The sequence below is a fragment of the Pseudodonghicola sp. genome (genome assembly GCF_048268305.1).
Classification (GTDB): Bacteria; Pseudomonadota; Alphaproteobacteria; order Rhodobacterales; family Rhodobacteraceae; genus Pseudodonghicola.
In genome coordinates, this window is sequence record NZ_JBLWVT010000003.1 from 372311 (window position 1) to 387895 (window position 15585).

Annotated in this window: 14 protein-coding genes; 5 read left to right on the forward strand and 9 right to left on the reverse strand. The window is 66.2% G+C overall.

Translation table 11 applies throughout. From position 1 onward, the window contains the following. The first annotated feature begins 45 nt into the window (after positions 1 to 45). Complete coding sequence (locus ACN0V4_RS07545) at positions 46 to 720, forward strand: Crp/Fnr family transcriptional regulator (protein ID WP_417674613.1); 675 nt, start codon at positions 46 to 48, stop codon at positions 718 to 720. Positions 721 to 1231: 511 nt separating this feature from the next. On the opposite strand, the gene ACN0V4_RS07550 is transcribed toward ACN0V4_RS07545, so the two are convergent. The 7 genes from ACN0V4_RS07550 to ACN0V4_RS07580 all read right to left on the reverse strand — a co-directional run bounded on the left by ACN0V4_RS07550 (position 1232) and on the right by ACN0V4_RS07580 (position 8156). Then, the gene (locus ACN0V4_RS07550; protein ID WP_417674615.1) at positions 1232 to 2707 is read right to left on the reverse strand and encodes a DegQ family serine endoprotease; all 1476 of its coding nucleotides are present in this window, start codon (positions 2705 to 2707) and stop codon (positions 1232 to 1234) included. Between the two features lie 415 nt (positions 2708 to 3122). After that, positions 3123 to 3326 carry a DUF2065 domain-containing protein gene (locus tag ACN0V4_RS07555; protein ID WP_417674617.1) on the reverse strand — a complete coding sequence of 68 codons (204 nt, stop codon included), beginning with the start codon at positions 3324 to 3326 and terminating at the stop codon, positions 3123 to 3125. Beyond that, positions 3326 to 4210, reverse strand: a complete 885-nt coding sequence (gene hflC / locus ACN0V4_RS07560) for a protease modulator HflC (protein WP_417674619.1) — start codon at positions 4208 to 4210, stop codon at positions 3326 to 3328. The genes ACN0V4_RS07555 and hflC overlap by 1 nt, the downstream gene beginning before the upstream one ends. After that, positions 4210 to 5373, reverse strand: coding sequence for an FtsH protease activity modulator HflK (hflK, locus tag ACN0V4_RS07565; protein ID WP_417674621.1), 1164 nt, complete (start codon positions 5371 to 5373; stop codon positions 4210 to 4212). Before hflK ends, hflC begins: the two co-directional genes overlap by 1 nt. 85 nt (positions 5374 to 5458) lie before the next feature. Next, positions 5459 to 6817, reverse strand: coding sequence for a glutathione-disulfide reductase (gor, locus tag ACN0V4_RS07570; protein ID WP_417674623.1), 1359 nt, complete (start codon positions 6815 to 6817; stop codon positions 5459 to 5461). A 12-nt stretch (positions 6818 to 6829) separates the two neighbouring features. Beyond that, positions 6830 to 7618, reverse strand: coding sequence for a ribose-5-phosphate isomerase RpiA (gene rpiA, locus ACN0V4_RS07575; protein WP_417674625.1), 789 nt, complete (start codon positions 7616 to 7618; stop codon positions 6830 to 6832). 61 nt (positions 7619 to 7679) lie between these two features. Then, entirely contained in the window at positions 7680 to 8156 is a 477-nt protein-coding gene (locus tag ACN0V4_RS07580; protein ID WP_417674627.1) for a MarR family winged helix-turn-helix transcriptional regulator, read from the reverse strand. 81 nt (positions 8157 to 8237) lie between these two features. Between ACN0V4_RS07580 and ACN0V4_RS07585 the strand changes: the two genes are divergently transcribed. Further along, positions 8238 to 8684, forward strand: a complete 447-nt coding sequence (locus tag ACN0V4_RS07585; RefSeq protein WP_417674629.1) for a hypothetical protein — start codon at positions 8238 to 8240, stop codon at positions 8682 to 8684. A 43-nt stretch (positions 8685 to 8727) separates the two neighbouring features. On the opposite strand, the gene ACN0V4_RS07590 is transcribed toward ACN0V4_RS07585, so the two are convergent. Continuing rightward, complete coding sequence (locus ACN0V4_RS07590; protein WP_417674631.1) at positions 8728 to 9873, reverse strand: NADH:flavin oxidoreductase/NADH oxidase; 1146 nt, start codon at positions 9871 to 9873, stop codon at positions 8728 to 8730. Between the two features lie 282 nt (positions 9874 to 10155). On the opposite strand from ACN0V4_RS07590, the gene ACN0V4_RS07595 reads away from it, so the two are divergent. Continuing rightward, positions 10156 to 11529, forward strand: coding sequence for an L-serine ammonia-lyase (locus ACN0V4_RS07595; RefSeq protein WP_417674633.1), 1374 nt, complete (start codon positions 10156 to 10158; stop codon positions 11527 to 11529). 197 nt (positions 11530 to 11726) lie between these two features. Continuing rightward, a complete protein-coding gene (locus ACN0V4_RS07600) occupies positions 11727 to 12647 on the forward strand; it encodes a DMT family transporter (RefSeq protein WP_417674635.1) in 921 nt (306 codons plus the stop codon). On the opposite strand, the gene ACN0V4_RS07605 is transcribed toward ACN0V4_RS07600, so the two are convergent. Then, complete coding sequence (locus tag ACN0V4_RS07605; protein WP_417674637.1) at positions 12631 to 13296, reverse strand: thiamine diphosphokinase; 666 nt, start codon at positions 13294 to 13296, stop codon at positions 12631 to 12633. The genes ACN0V4_RS07600 and ACN0V4_RS07605 overlap by 17 nt on opposite strands. Before the next feature lie 137 nt (positions 13297 to 13433). Here ACN0V4_RS07605 and ACN0V4_RS07610 point away from each other — a divergent pair, with 137 nt between their 5' ends. After that, positions 13434 to 15482 carry a chemotaxis protein CheA gene (locus ACN0V4_RS07610; protein ID WP_417674639.1) on the forward strand — a complete coding sequence of 683 codons (2049 nt, stop codon included), beginning with the start codon at positions 13434 to 13436 and terminating at the stop codon, positions 15480 to 15482. Positions 15483 to 15585 lie beyond the last annotated feature (103 nt).

Below are 15585 nucleotides of genomic sequence, written 5' to 3' on the forward strand. Positions count from 1 at the left end.
CCGCCGCCGCTCGCGACTGACCCGGCCCGCGCAGGAGCCTTGACCATGTCCCCGCTTTCGCTGCCCGACAGCAGCTTTCTGTCCGCTGCCTCGGACGAACTGAAACGAATGCTTTCCGCCCAAGCGGTCGAGGTCACCCTCGCCGAGGGCGAGGTGCTGTTCGAACAGGGCACCCGGGGGGAATCGCTCTACGCCATTCTCGAAGGCCAGCTCGAATTCTCGATCCTCGCCGCCGACGGGCGCAAGCTGTCGCTCGACATGATGGGGCCGGGCGCGATCTTTGGCGAGATCACCCTGTTCGATCCCGGCCCGCGCACCGCCACGGTGACCGCGCTGGCGCGGTGCCGACTGCTGCGGGTGCGCCATGACGACATGCTGGGCAATATCCGCCGCAACCCCGACCTGGCCGAGGATCTGATCCGGCTCGCCGGCCAGCGGATGCGCTGGATGGGGCGCCTGCTGAACGAACAGGTATTCCTGCCCCTGCCCACCCGGCTGGCGCGCAAGCTGCTGCATCTGACCGAGGTCGCCGGCGGCGATGGCGCCGCATTGGCGCTGTCGCAGGCGGAGCTGGCGGAATTCGTCGGTGCCACCCGCGAGGCGGTGTCGAAGACCCTGTCGGCCTGGCGCAAGGACGGGGTGATCGCCGCCGGACGCGGCGGGCTGACGATCCGGGATCGCCGGGCGCTTCTGGCCCTGGCCGACCCCGACGCGATCTGATCCCCCTCGTCCGAAACAATCAGAACGGCTTCGAGAAGAAAATCGCATTTTATTGCGAATTTCCGGCTGGCTGTGAACTGGGTCACAGAAGCCCTGCGCCACAGGGGCTATGACAGACCCAGGAGCGCAACACTGCCCCCACGGTGGCAAGCTCCAGGAGGGTGACCTCCGATGGGCCGGCCCACCTTCCCGTACCGTACCCGGGTTGGTCCAGGTTCGAGCCATGTGTCTCCAGGCACATGGCTCGTTTTGTTAAACCGCGATTGTACCGCGGACGGACGGCGGCGGGCGCAAGCCCCCGCCGATCCCGCGCCTGGATCACCATCACGATAACCGGGCCAGACCCTGCTCCCCCTCTCCCCTTAAGATGGCCCCCCTGCGCAACAGGGCCAGTTTCCCACCTCAGGCGACGGCGGCGGAGCGCGTCGCCGGAAACGCCGTCTCCTCAAACGAAAAAAGGCCGGGCGCTCTGCCCGGCCTTTCCTTTTCGGCGGCAGAACCGCCCTTGTGCTTATTCGGTGCTGTCGACGGTCAGCGCCACGAAGCGCGGGTCACCGCCGCGACGGATCAGCAGCAGGATCGACTTGCGGCCCGCGTCTTTCGCCTCGGTGATACGGGCGGTCAGATCGGCGACCGAGGTCACCTTCTGCTGCCCCGCCTCGGTGATCAGATCACCGGCGCGCAGGCCCTTTTCGAAGGCTTCCGCCGCCTCATCGACATCGGTGACCACCAGCCCCTTGGCATCGTCCGGCAGCCCCAGTTCCTGACGCATCTCATCGGTGGGGGCGGTCAGGGTCATACCCAGAACCTTTTCCTCGCCCGGAGCGGCCTGATCGCCGGTCGTCTCCGTGGGGGTGGTCTTTTCAGCGTCTTCCCGACGGCCCAGCGTCACCAGCAGGGTCTTGGTGCCGCTGTCACGATAGACCACCACGCGGACGGTCTTGCCGACCTCGGTATTGCCGACCTGACGCACCAGAGCGCGGGTGTCCTTCACTTCCACACCGTCGAAGGTGACGATCACGTCGCCCGACTGCATGCCGGCATCCTTGGCGGGACCATCCGGCACATCGGTGACCAGCGCGCCTTCGGGCTTGGTCAGGGCGATCGCCTCGGCCACGTCCTTGGTCACGTCCTGGATCCGAACACCGAGCCAGCCGCGGCGGGTTTCACCGAACTGCTTGAGCTGATCGACCACCTTGCTGACCACATTCGACGCCATCGAGAAGCCGATGCCGATCGACCCGCCGTTGGGGGACAGGATCGCGGTGTTCACGCCGATCACCTCGCCGTCCATGTTGAACAGCGGCCCACCCGAGTTGCCGCGGTTGATGGCGGCATCGGTCTGGATGTAATCGTCATAGGTGCCCGAGAGCGCCCGGTTGCGGGCCGAGACGATACCGGCCGAGACCGAGAACCCCTGGCCGAGCGGGTTGCCCATGGCCATCACCCAATCACCGACGCGGGCGGTGTCGCTGTCGCCGAACTTGACGAAGGGCAGCGGCTCTTTTTCCTCGACCTTCAGCAGCGCGATATCGGTGTTGGGGTCGGTGCCGACGACTTTCGCCTTCAGCTCCTTGCCGTCGAAGAATTCGATCTGAATTTCGTCAGCGCCCTCGATCACGTGGTTGTTGGTGACGACATAGCCATCCTCGGAGACCACGAAGCCCGATCCCAGCGCGGTCGACCGCCGCGGCCGCTCCTGATCACGGTTCCGATCCTGGAAGTCCTTGAAGAAATCCTCGAAGGGCGACCCCTTGGGAACGATGCCCTGCGGTGCGGCCCGCCCTTCGACCATGGTGGTGGTGGTGATATTGACCACCGCCGGGCTGACCTTGTCGACCAGCGGGGCAAGGCTTTCCGGCTTGGCCTGCGCCAGCGCCACCTGTGCCAGCACCAGAACGGTCGTCAGAAGAGTCAGCCAAAGCGTCCGGAACCGGACGATCGGGCTGGCCAGCCCGTTAGATGAAATGATTGCCTGTGGCTGCACGGATAGCCTCCTTGTCAAAGCCTTGCTGAATCGGAAACCCCCGCCCGGCACGCCGACCCGAGGCTTTTATTCCCGGGGTGGAATGTAGTGGCTCCCCCCCGACCTGCAACGAGTGTTGCATGATCTCAACGGCTTGTGAATCATGCGTGACGCGGCTTGACAACCCGGCAGAAAAAACCGGCGATCCACCGCCACCCCATTGCCGCGCGGTCCAAGAAAGCAGAGGCATTCGGCCCGTCCCCAAGGGCGTGAGCAGAACCGATATTCCGCCAAGCCACCATCTCTGCACCATAAAACCGCGCCGGAACTCGGCCCCGGACGGCACCTCGACCTGCGCCGCCTCACCGGCCGCCATGCGGGTGTCGCGGCAGCGCGCCCCTACACGAAGTGTTACAGTTCCGTGCCAAGGACCGCCTTACAGCCCCGGTGCGCCGAGGCGCGCCGCGATCCACAGCAGGATCAGCCCGCTGACCAGCGTCAAGGCCCCGATCTGGCGCCGTGCCGGCAGCGGCAGATCGCGCAGCATTTCGAGCAGACGCTCTACAAGCGAAGGGGCCAGCACCCAGGCCAGCCCCTCCACGATCAACACCAGCCCGAAAGCCAGAAGGATAAACCCCATCACTTGCCCCCGGCAGCGTTGCCTTGGGGGGATTTGAGGTAATTGAAGAACTCCGAATCCGGGCTCACCACCATGGAGGAGTTATCGCCCTTCAGCGCCCGGTCATAAGCCATCAGAGACCGATAGAAGGCGAAGAACTCGGGATCCTTGCCATAGGCCTCGGCATAGACCTTGTTACGCTCGGCGTCGGCCTCACCGCGGATGATCTCGGCCTCGCGCTGCGCGTCAGACACCAGCTCGACCTTGGTCCGGTCGGCCTGGGCACGCACCCGCTGCGCCGCCTCGTTGCCGCGGGCCCGTTCATCGGTCGCCTCGCGTTCACGTTCCGCCCGCATCCGGTCGAAGGTGGCGGCAAGGTTCTGCGACGGCAGATCGGTGGCCTTCAGCCGGACGTCGATGATCTCGACCCCCAGCGCGCGGGCCTCGGTCTCGGCTCCGTCACGGATGCGCGACATCAGCGCGGCGCGATCCGAACTCAGGATATCGCCCGAGCTGACCGAGCCCAGAATCTCCCGCGTTTTCGAGCGCAGGATGGAATCGAGCCGCGCCTCGGCGGCGGTCATGCCGCCGGTGCCGATGGCCTGACGGAACTTGGTCACATCGGTGATGCGATAGCGCGCGAAGGCGTCAATCACCAACCGGCGATCATCAAGCGGCGTCACCTCGAGCGGTTGCACGTCGCGGCTGAGGATCCGGTCGTCATAGCGCACGACCTGCTGGATCAGCGGGATCTTGAAGGCGAGCCCGGGCTGTTCCTTGACCGACACGACGCGGCCGAACTGCAGCACCAGCGCCTTTTCGCGCTCGTCGACGATGAAGATCGAAGACAGGCCGACAGCGGCCACGATCGCGATGGCGGGCAGGATGAAGGTGGTCTTGCGCATCACTTGCTCTCCTGCTTGCTGGTGGAGGCTGCGGACCCGTCACGGCGCAGCTCGTTCAGAGGCAGATAGGGCACCACGCCCTGGCCCCCGGCGCCCTCGTCCAGGATGATCTTGTCCATCCCGCCGAGCACCTTTTCCATCGTCTCCAGATACATCCGCTTGCGGGTGACATCCGGCGCCTTCTCGTATTCGGCGCGCACCGCGGAGAAGCGGCTGGCCTCACCCTGGGCCTCGTTGACGACCTGGGCGCGATAACCTTCGGCCTCTTCCAGAAGCTGGGCGGCCTGACCGCGCGCCTCGGCCAACACGCGGTTGGCATAGGCATCGGCGACATTCTGCAGCCGATCGCGTTCCTGTTCCGCCGCCTGAACCTCGCGGAAGGCGTCGATCACCTGCTGCGGCGGATCGGCCTTGTCGAAGTTGACCCGCACGACGTGCACACCGCTGTCATAGCTGTCGAGCGTGCTCTGGATCAGCTCATAGAGCCGGTCGGCGATCTGACCGCGGTCGCGGTTCAGGATCGGTGCCAGCTTCGACTGAGCGATGATTTCGCGCATCGCCGATTCCGACACCGCGCGAATGGTCTGGCGCGGATCGCGCAGGTTGAACAGATATTTGGCCGGATCGCTGATGTTCCAGATCACCTGGAAATCGATATCGACCACATTCTCGTCCCCGGTCAGCATCAGCCCGGCATCCTGGCCGCGGCCGGTGCCGATATCCTCGCGCTGTTCGGTGGTGACCGGGATCACCTCTGCCGTGACCAGCGGCCAGGGCGCAAAGTTCAGGCCCGGCTCACCAATCCCGTAGAACTTGCCAAGAAACAGCTCGACCGACTTCTCTTCCGGTTTGACGGTATAAAAGCTCGCCACCCCCCAGAGGATGACGGCGGCGATCACGCCAAGCCCGACGGTGCCCTTGGTGAACATCGGACCGCCGCCGCCCTGGCCCGAAGGCCCGCCAGCGCCGCCCTTGCCACCACGACCGCCCATCAGAACGCGCAGTTGCTCCTGCCCCTTCTTCACCAGTTGGTCGATTTCCGGGATCTGCGGTCCCTCGTCCTCAGGCCGCCGGCCACCGCCCCCACCTTGGTTGCCGTTCCGGTTGCCCTCGCCCCCAGACGACCCACCGCCGCCCCAGGGGCCACCGCTGTTGCCCGCCATAGATAATCCTCTCTCGTTCCGCCAGAAGCGGCTTATTTCTCTTTCAGCTCTGCTGATCACTAAACTGTGTACGCAGCGCGAAAATTCAAGCGCTACGTACCGGAGACTTCATGGTGACGATCTCCTCTGCCATGGTCGGGTGCACCGCCACGGTGCGATCGAAATCCTCTTTCGTGGCCCCCATCTTCACCGCGATGCCGGCAAGCTGGATCATTTCCCCTGCTCCCGGCGCGACGATATGACAGCCCAGAACCTTGCGGGTCGCCTTGCTGACCACCAGCTTCATCAGCACCCGGTCGGTGCGTCCGGCAAAGCCCATCTGCATCGGCTTGAAGCTGGTGGAATAAACCTCGATCGGTTCCTGCCTGGCCGCATCTTCCTCGGAAAGGCCCACGGTGCCCATCTCGGGCTGGGTGAAGATCGCGGTCGGGATCAGCTCGTGATCGACCGGCGTGGGGTTGCCCTTGAAGACGGTCTGCACGAAGGCCATGCCTTCGCGGATCGCGACGGGCGTCAGGTTCACCCGGTCGGTCACATCGCCAATGGCATAGACCGACGGCACCGAGGTCTGGCTGTATTGATCGACCACGATCTCGCCCTTGCGGCCACGTTCGACGCCGATCGACTCGAGCCCGAGATCGTCGGCATTCGGAGTGCGCCCGGTGGCGAACATGACTTGATCGAACACCCGTTCGTCGCCGTTCGAGGCCTTGACGAGGATCGCCTCGCCGTCACGCGCCATCTCAAGCACATTGATGCCGAAATGCAGGTCAATTCCGTTCTTGCGCATTTCGTCGCTGACCAGGCCGCGCGCCTCGTCGTCGAAGCCGCGCAGGATCTGGGCGCCCCGATAGAATTGCGTCACCTCGACGCCGAGCCCGTTCATGATCCCGGCGAATTCGCAGGCGATATAGCCGCCGCCGACGATCAGGATCGACTTCGGCAGTTTCGGCAGGTGGAAGATCTCGTTCGAGGTGATGGCAAGCTCCGCCCCCGGAACATCGGGGGTCACCGGACGCCCGCCGGTGGCGATCAGGATATGCTTGGCCGTCTTGCGGCTGCCGTCGGCCAGTTCGACCGTATGGGCATCGACCAGCTTCGCCCGCTGGTCGAAGGTTTCGACGCCGGAATTCTTCAGCAGGTTGCGATAGATGCCTTCCAGCCGGTCAAGCTCGGCGGCGAGCTTGCCATGGAACATGTCCCAGTCGAAGGCGCCCGGGGCGATCGACCAGCCATAGGCCTGGGCGTCTCCCACCATGCCGGAATATTCGCTGGCGAAGACCATCAGCTTCTTCGGTACGCAGCCACGGATCACGCAGGTGCCGCCATAGCGGTCCTCTTCGGCCAGCGCCACCTTGGCTCCGGCCTCTCCCGCCGCGACACGCGCCGCCCGAACCCCGCCAGAGCCGCCGCCGATGACGAATAGGTCGTAGTCAAATGTCATGAAAGTCAGTCCTTACTCCGACAGATCGGTAAACAGGTTCTCGCTTTCGACGAAGTCCAGCCTGTCATGCTCGATCGTGCCCTCGTTGATGTCGTGCAGTTCGACCCGGCCGTCGCCGTAACCGATCACAACCGTGTCACAGATATCAATGAACAGCCCGTTTTCAACCACGCCCGGCATCTGGTTCAGGACCAGCGCCAGCTGACGCGGATTGCCGATGCGGTGCAGGTGCAGATCAAGGATGAAATTGCCCTCGTCGGTGACAAAGGGCGCCGCGCCATTCATCCTGAGCGTCGCGTCGCGCCCCAGCACGTCCATCGAAATCAGCGTCTCTTCGATCAAGGCCTGGGTGGTGCGCCAGCCGAAGGGGACCACCTCGACCGGCAGCGGAAAGGCGCCCAGCGTCTCGACCTGCTTGCCGGCATCGGCGATCACCACCATCCGGTCCGAGGCGGTCGCGACGATCTTTTCCTGCAGCAGGGCGCCGCCGCCGCCCTTGATCAGGTTCAGATCACCGTCGAATTCATCGGCCCCGTCGATCGTCAGGTCGAGCCAGCGCGCCTGATCCAGGCTGACCACCTCGATGCCCACCTCGCGGGCCAGCGCCGCGGTGCGGGTCGAGGTCGGCACGCCGCGGAACTTCAGCCCGTCCTCGCGCACCATCTCACCGAGACAGCGAACCAGCCAGGCGGCGGTCGACCCGGTGCCCAACCCGACCCGCATGCCGTCTTCGACATAATCGGCGGCGCGGCGGGCGGCGACGAACTTGGCCTTGTCGATGGGGGAGAGTTCTCCGGTCATGGCTGCCTCTTTGTCACAGGGTCAGCCAACTTATAGGCAATGCCTCCCGCTTCTGCGAGGGCTATTCGTCCTTCGCCCGCCCCTCCGATCCCGGCACGGGGGCATGGCGGGTCTTCTGCATCGTGGCGATCACTTTTTTCATCAGCATCAAAAACTGCGCCATCTCCTCGGGTGCCAGACCGGTGAGCGCCTGCGCATTCTGTGCCTGGGCGGCGGCGATCGCCGGCCCCCGCAGCGCGTCGGCCTTGGCAGTCAGACAGATCAGCCGGGCCCGCCGATCGGTGGGGCTGGGGCGGCGTTCGATCAACCCGTCCCGCTCCATCCGCGCCAGCGTATTGGCCATGGTCGCCTGTTCGACATCCAGCCGGGCGACCAGATCGGCCTGCGACAGCCCGTCCTCCTCCCAGAGTTCGAGCAGCACCATGAACTGCGCCGGCGCCAGCCCCAGCGGACGGATACGCCGGGACAGCCCGGCAAAGAACAGCCGGGCCATATGGTTGGCCAGATATCCAGCCGAGGCGTCTTTCGAAAAGCTCATTCCACACATTAGCTATTGAATAGCATGCTATTCAACCCCGACATACATAGCACGCTATTCTTATCGAGTCGGGAGCCCCTCATGATACAGAAACTTCACGCCGCCGCCGGCGCCCTCGCCCTTTTGATGATTGCCGGTTTCTGGGGCGCCACCGCATTGACCGAGCTTGTCGGCGACGCGCATCGGATCACCACCGTCAAAACCGGCATCCTCTACGGTATGGTGGTGATGATCCCCGCCATGGCCACCGCCGGGATCACCGGCGCAGGGCTGGGCCGGGGTATGCGGCTGCCCGCGGTCGCCGTCAAACTCAATCGCATGAAGGTGATCGCCGGCAACGGCATCCTCATCCTGCTGCCCAGCGCGGTGTTCCTCGCCCTGCGCGCCCAGGCCGGCCAGTTCGACAGCGGCTTCGTCATCGTCCAGACGTTGGAGCTGCTGGCCGGCGCGGTGAACATCACCCTCCTCGGCCTCAACATGCGCGACGGGCTAAGGCTTGCGGCCCGTCGGCGCAGGGTTCGCGGCTGAATGCGCCCCTGTCGCTGCCCGCCCGCGCCGCGACAGGGAGGCATCACTCCGGCCGATAGACGTCCGAGGTCTTCTCGCGCCCGGCCAGCCACCAGCCCGACTGCGCCGGCCAGGTGCTGTAATCGGTATCCTGGCCCAGCGCCCGGGCCGCATGCAGCGCCCACATCGGATCGACCAGCGCCTCGCGCCCGATGGCGATCAGATCGGCCTTGCCCGCGGCCAGGATATCCTCGGCCTGCTGCGGATGGGTGATCAGCCCCACCGCCATGGTGGACAGGCCCGCCTCGTGCCGCACCGCATCGGCATAGGGCACCTGGAACCCCGGCTGGCGCTTGCCACCGCCCGCCGCAGTCGCCGACCCGGCGATGCCGGAGGAGGAGCAATCCATCACATCGACGCCCAACGCCTTCAGCCGCTTGGCCAGCTCCACCGTGTCGGGCAGGGTCCAGCCCGCAGGGTCGCCATCGACGGCAGAGGTCCGGAAGAACATCGGCAAATCCTCAGGCCAGACCGCCCGCACCGCCACCGCCACCTCCAGCGCCAGCCGCATCCGCCCTGCAAGATCGCCGCCATAACCATCGGTGCGCTTGTTCGATAGCGGCGACAGGAAGGAATGGATCAGATAGCCATGCGCGCCGTGCACCTCGACGATCTTATAGCCGGCGGCCAGTGCCCGGCGGGCGGCGGCGGCGAAATCCTCGATCAGCGCGGCGATCTCCGCCTCGCTCAGCGCATGGGGCACAGGCCAGCCCTCGCCCACCGGCATGGCCGAAGGACCGACCGGCGTCCAGGGCATGTCGCCACGGGCGAAATCGGCCTCGGTCAACGGACCATTGCCGAACCAGGGCCGCTGCATCCCCGACTTTCGCCCGGCATGGCCAAGCTGCACCGCCGGGATGGCGCCATGGGCCAGCGCGAATTGCGCCACCCTTGCGTGGCCGATGATCTGGCTGTCGGTCCAGAGCCCCGGGCAGCCATGGGTGATCCGCCCGCCCTTCTGCACCGCCGTCGCCTCGGTAAAGACAATCCCCGCCCCGCCGATGGCGAAGCGGCCCAGATTGACCAGATGCCAATCCTCCAGATGCCCGTCGTGCGCGGAATATTGGCACATGGGAGAGATCACCACGCGGTTGCGACTGGTGATCCCGCGCAGGGTGAACGGGCGGAACAGATGCGGCGTCTCGGTCAAGGCGAAGCTCCGGAAATTGGCGAATGAATTGGATCTCGCGCAAGCTAGCGCGCCGATGCGGGCCCGGCAATCGACCCGGGCGCCCGGAGAGATGACTTGTTTCCCATCGGAAACGTCGCTTTGGTGCGACGGACCGCCCGCCCCTTCGGATAGGAGAGTCGCATGACCTCGCGCTACCTTCTCCATTATGCCCCCGACAACGTCACCCCCGCCGAAAGCCTGGGGCCCACGCCCTTCACCGCCCCGCACCCCGCCATGCCCCCAGAAGGATCGCCGACCTAGATGTTCCTCTCCGTCTTCGACATGTTCAAAGTGGGCATCGGCCCCTCCTCCTCCCACACCATGGGGCCGATGGTCGCCGGCGCGCGGTTCCTTGACAAGGTGCGTGCCGCCCCCTTCGGGGTGGTCGGGCTGCGCGCCTCGCTGCACGGGTCGCTGGCCTTCACCGGGGTCGGCCACGCCACCGACCGCGCCACCATCCTCGGCCTCGCCGGGTTTCGCCCCGACACCTATGACAGGGATCAGGCCGGGACCGTCCTGGATGCGATCCACCGGACCAAGATCATCCTGCACGATGATCTGGGCGCCTTGCGCTTCGACCCCGACCGCGACCTGATCTTCGACTATGACACCCCCCTGCCCGGCCATGCCAATGCGATGATCCTGATGGCAACCGACGCCCAGGGCGACGTCATCCTGCAGGAGATCTATTATTCCATCGGCGGCGGCTTTGTCCTGACCGCGGCGGAGCTGGCCGAGGGCCGCGACAGCGATCAAGGTCCGGCCGTCCCCTACCCCTTCCACTCCGCTGCGCAGATGCTGGAGATGGCCCGCGACAGCGGCATGAGCATCGCCGCGATGAAGCGCGCCAATGAGATATCGCGCGGCAGCCGGGAAAAACTCGCGACGGGCACCGCCCGGATCTGGGCGGTGATGACCGCCTGCATCGACCGCGGGTTGACCACCGATGGCATCCTGCCCGGTGGACTGAACGTCAAACGCCGCGCCAAGGGCATCCATGATGCCTTGCAGGCCGAACGCGGGCTGAACCTTGCCGCTCCGCATGTGGTGAACGACTGGATCAGCACCTATGCGCTCGCCGTCAATGAAGAGAACGCCGCCGGCGGTCAGGTGGTCACCGCGCCGACCAATGGCGCGGCCGGCGTGGTGCCGGCGGTGATCCGCTATTGGTTGGACCATGTGCCCGGCGCCAGCGCCACCCGGGTCGAGGAGTTCCTGCTCACCGCCGCCGCGATTGGCGGGCTGGTGAAATACAACGCCTCGATCTCGGGCGCCGAGGCCGGCTGTCAGGCCGAGGTGGGCAGTGCCGCCGCCATGGCCGCCGCCGGTCTCTGCGCCGTGCTGGGAGGCACGCCCGAGCAGATCGAGAACGCCGCCGAGATCGCGCTTGAACATCACCTGGGCATGACCTGCGACCCGGTGAAGGGGTTGGTGCAAGTGCCCTGCATCGAAAGAAACGGGCTCGGCGCGATCAAGGCGGTCGCGGCGGCGAGCCTGGCGCTGAGGGGCGACGGGCAGCATGTGGTGCCGCTCGACGCCTGCATCGAGACGATGCGCCAGACCGGCGCCGACATGAGCGAGAAGTACAAGGAGACCTCGCTTGGCGGGCTGGCGGTGAATGTGCCGAATTGTTGAGCGGCAGGCGCCAGTCTCTGGTTTGAGAGACCCGAGCAGGCACCGGCCGGATGCCCGGCAAAACCGCCCGATTCTCGGCAAAACCGAGCCGCGTCGCGCCTGCGTGCGGGGCGCCGACAGATCCTTGCCAAAATCGCGCGCACTTTCCCCTCAACCTAAGCTTGCACCCTGCGATCTTGCCCCCTAGCGTTCCGGACATGACCGATGATCGGCCCGTTCTGGGCATCCTTCTGATGCTGCTCTTCTGCCTGCTCGCCCCGATGGGGGATGCGGTGGCCAAGCTTCTGGGCGGCCATATCCCGCTGGGCCAGCTCCTGCTGGTGCGCTTCGCCTTGCAAGCGGCGCTGCTCTATCCGCTGCTGGCGCGAAGCGGACGGCTCTGGCGGATCACCCCGCGCCTGTTCTGGCTGATGCTGATCCGGACGCTGCTGCACATGACAGGCATCGGCTTCATGTTCTCGGCGCTGCGATACCTGCCGCTGGCCGATGCCACCGCCATCGCCTTTGTCATGCCCTTCCTGATGCTGCTGCTGGGTAAATTCGTGCTGGACGAAGAGGTCGGCTGGCGCCGGCTCGCCGCCTGCGCGGTGGGCTTTGCCGGTACATTGCTGGTGATCCAGCCGAGCTTTACCGATGTCGGCTGGCCGGCGCTGCTGCCGCTGGGGGTGGCGGTGGTTTTCTCGCTCTTCATGCTGGTGACCCGGCAGCTTGCCAAGGACACCGATCCCATTGGCCTGCAGGCGATCAGCGGCATGATGGCGACGGTGATCATGCTGCCGCTGCTGCTGCTCGGGCACGGCGCCGGGATCGAACCGCTGAGCCTGCTGATGCCGACCACTGCGGAATGGTTGCTGCTGGCGGCGATCGGCCTGCTTGGCACCGCGGCGCATCTGGTGATGACCTGGTCGCTGCGCTATGCCCCCGCCGCCACCCTGGCCCCGATGCAATATCTGGAAATCCCCATCGCCACCTTCGTCGGCTGGCTGATCTTCCACGACCTGCCCAATGCCGAAGCCGCCCTCGGCATCCTGATCACCATCGCCGCCGGGCTTTATATCGTGATGCGCGAAAGGGCCATGGCACGGACAATGGCCCGCGCGGCTAGAGAGCCGGCATGAGCGCCGCCACCACCGCCTCAAGGGCGCGGCGCGGCAGAATGGTCAGCATCCCCGGCCCATCGGTTTCGATCGTCACCCGCCCCAGCGCCCGGTTCGAGGTGCCAACCCGCCCGTCCGGCGCGAAATGAAGCCCGTCGATCGGCCATTCCAGCCCCTGCGACCGGCCGGTGACCGGCCCCAGCGGGAAGAGGGAGACCACCTCCCCCGGCACGAGGTCGAGACTGAGCCGCGGCGGGGCGTGAAACACCACCTCATGCGCCCCGAGCAGGATGCAGGGGCGATGCGCCTGCCGCACCAGCACATTGAAAGACGCCAGCTGATGATCGACCCGCTCGCCCAGAAAGCCCACCGCGATCACCAAAGGCGCCGCGACCGAGCGCAGCGCCTTGTCGAAATCGGTGCTGTCCTGTTCACGAATGGGAAACAGCCGCTCTGCCGGAATGCGGGCGCGCATTGCATCGGTCAGGGAATCAAAGTCGCCGATCACCGCCCGCGGCATATGACCCGCCGCCAGCGCCGCCCCGGCGCCACCATCCGCCGCCACCAGTTCAGGCGCCAGCGCCAGCGCCGTTTCCAGATCGTCGACACCGACAGATCCGCCTCCGATCAGGGTTACAGGGGTTTCAGATTGGACAATGGCTGAGAGCATGCGCGTTTTATGGGCTTTTTGGAAACAGATCACAATCTGGTCACAAAATGATACGGTGATGGGCACAGATTCGGACCGAATTTGTCTTGTCTGCGGTGTTAGGTCAGTCCAACGTTTTTGAAAAGGACGAGCAGCCTATGGTACAAAGTAACAAGGTGTTGACCGTTTCCTACGGCACATTCTCGTGTACGCTCGAAGGGTTTGAAGATTCTTTCGACACCATGAAGGCGATTGCGGAATACTTCCGCGATCTTGCCGCCGACGACCGCTATTTCGGCGCCGAACCACCGCAGCCGGACGCCGAGATGCTGGCCCGGATCGCCCAGCGCGAGATCGCCCGTCAGGTCGAGGCACGCCGAGAGGGCTCGGGCTTCGTCCTGCGCGCGGCCGAGATGGCGCCGGTCCCGATGGCCGCCCCTCCCGCCGCCGCGCCTGCGGTTGCGCCCGTCGCCCCGGCGGCCCCGGCCACCGAGGAGATCGTCGCCGAAGCGGCCGAAGAGATCGCCGAAACCGCTGTCGCCACCCTGGCCGAGGCCGAGGCGCCGATGCTCGCCGCCGAAGAGGTCGCGACCGATGCGGTGCTGCCGGAGGCCCAAGAGGACATCCTGGCCGGCGCGTCCCCCTCCGAGGATGCGGTTGCGGCCTTCATGGCCACCGCAGAACCCGTCGAGGACATCGAAGAGGACGAGGCCCCCGAACTGGTGGCCGAGCCGGTGGCCGAAGCCCCCGCCCCCTCGCCCGACAGCATCGCCGCCAAGCTGCAGCGCATCCGCGCCGTGGTCTCGCGCAACGAAAAGGCCGGCTCCGCCCCTGCCACGCCCGAAGCCTATGACGAGGAACCGCAGTCGGGTGCCGATTTCATCGCCCAGGCCGCCCGCGACATCGCCGCCGCGCTCGACGAGGACCATGGGGATCACGCAGAAGAGCTTCTCGAGATCGAGGATCATGCAGAGGAAGCGCCGCTGGTCCTGACCGGCGAGATCACCGAGCCTGAGGAAGAGGATCACGAGGACGAGGTGGCGCTGTTCGACGATCTCGACAGCGCGCCCCAGCCCGAGGAAGACACCGCCGCGACACCCGAAAACATCCTGGTCCAAGCCGACGAACGGCCGCATGCCCGCGTGATCAAGATCAAGCGCGCCGAGTTGGAGGCCGCGCTCGCCGCCGGCGATCTCGAAGAGGTCGACGATGACGATGACGCAGATATCGAGCTGGAGGTCGAGGACGAAGACGACGAGGCCAGCGCCGAAGACCACATCGCCGTTGCCATCAAACACCCGCGCGCGCCGGCGCAACCGCTGCCGCCCGGCACCCTGTCGCCCGAGGATGAGGCCGATCTGCTGCGCGAACTGGCCGAGGTCGAGGCCGAGCTGCGCGGCGATCACGCCGAGCTCGACGACGAGGAGCCCGAGGTCGAGACCCCGGCCGCCGCGCAACACGAGGCGGAAGAGGAGCTGCCGGTCGCCGCGCCGGTCGCCGCCTTCGAGCCCGCTCGGCAGGCGCAATCCGATCTGTCGCGTCTGATGGCAGCGGCCGATGCCCGGCTGGAAGACCCCGAAACCGCCTCGACCCGCGAGACCTATTCGCATCTGCGTGCCGCCGTCGCCGCCACCGAGGCGGAGAATTCCGCCACCGGCCTGGCGCCGAAACATCCCGATGCCGAGGCCTATCGCGACGATCTGGCCCGGGCGGTTCAGCCGCGCCGTCCCGTCGTCACCGGCAGCAGCCGCCGGCCGCGCAGCGACGACGATGGCGCGCCGCGTCCGGCACCGCTGAAGCTGGTGGCCGAACAGCGGGTTGACGACATGGCCCCCGCCACCGTCCGGCCCGGTCCGATCCATCCGCGCCGCGTCGCTGCCGCCCATGAGACGCCGCGCCCGGTCGAAACTCCGTCGGAGGGCTTCGCGCAATTCGCCCATGAGATGGGCGCCACCGAACTGCCGGCCTTGCTGGAAGCCGCTGCCGCCTACATGCAATTCGTCGAGGGCCGCGAACAATTCACCCGCCCGCAGCTGATCCACAAGGCGCGCGAGGCCTCGGTCGAGGAGTTCAACCGCGAGGACGGGCTGCGCAGCTTCGGGGTGCTGCTGCGCGAAGGCAAGATCGTCAAGAAGGATCCGGGCCGTTTCGTCGCCTCGGGCGAGATCGGCTTTCAGCCGACCTCCTCCACCCGCGCGGCGGGCTGAGCCGAAATTTCGCGGCGCGGCTTTGGAGAGTCCGCGCCCACCTGGGGGAAAAGGCAGGCCTTGCGCCTGCCTTTTCATTTTTGACCAAAGGCCGGCAGGTCGG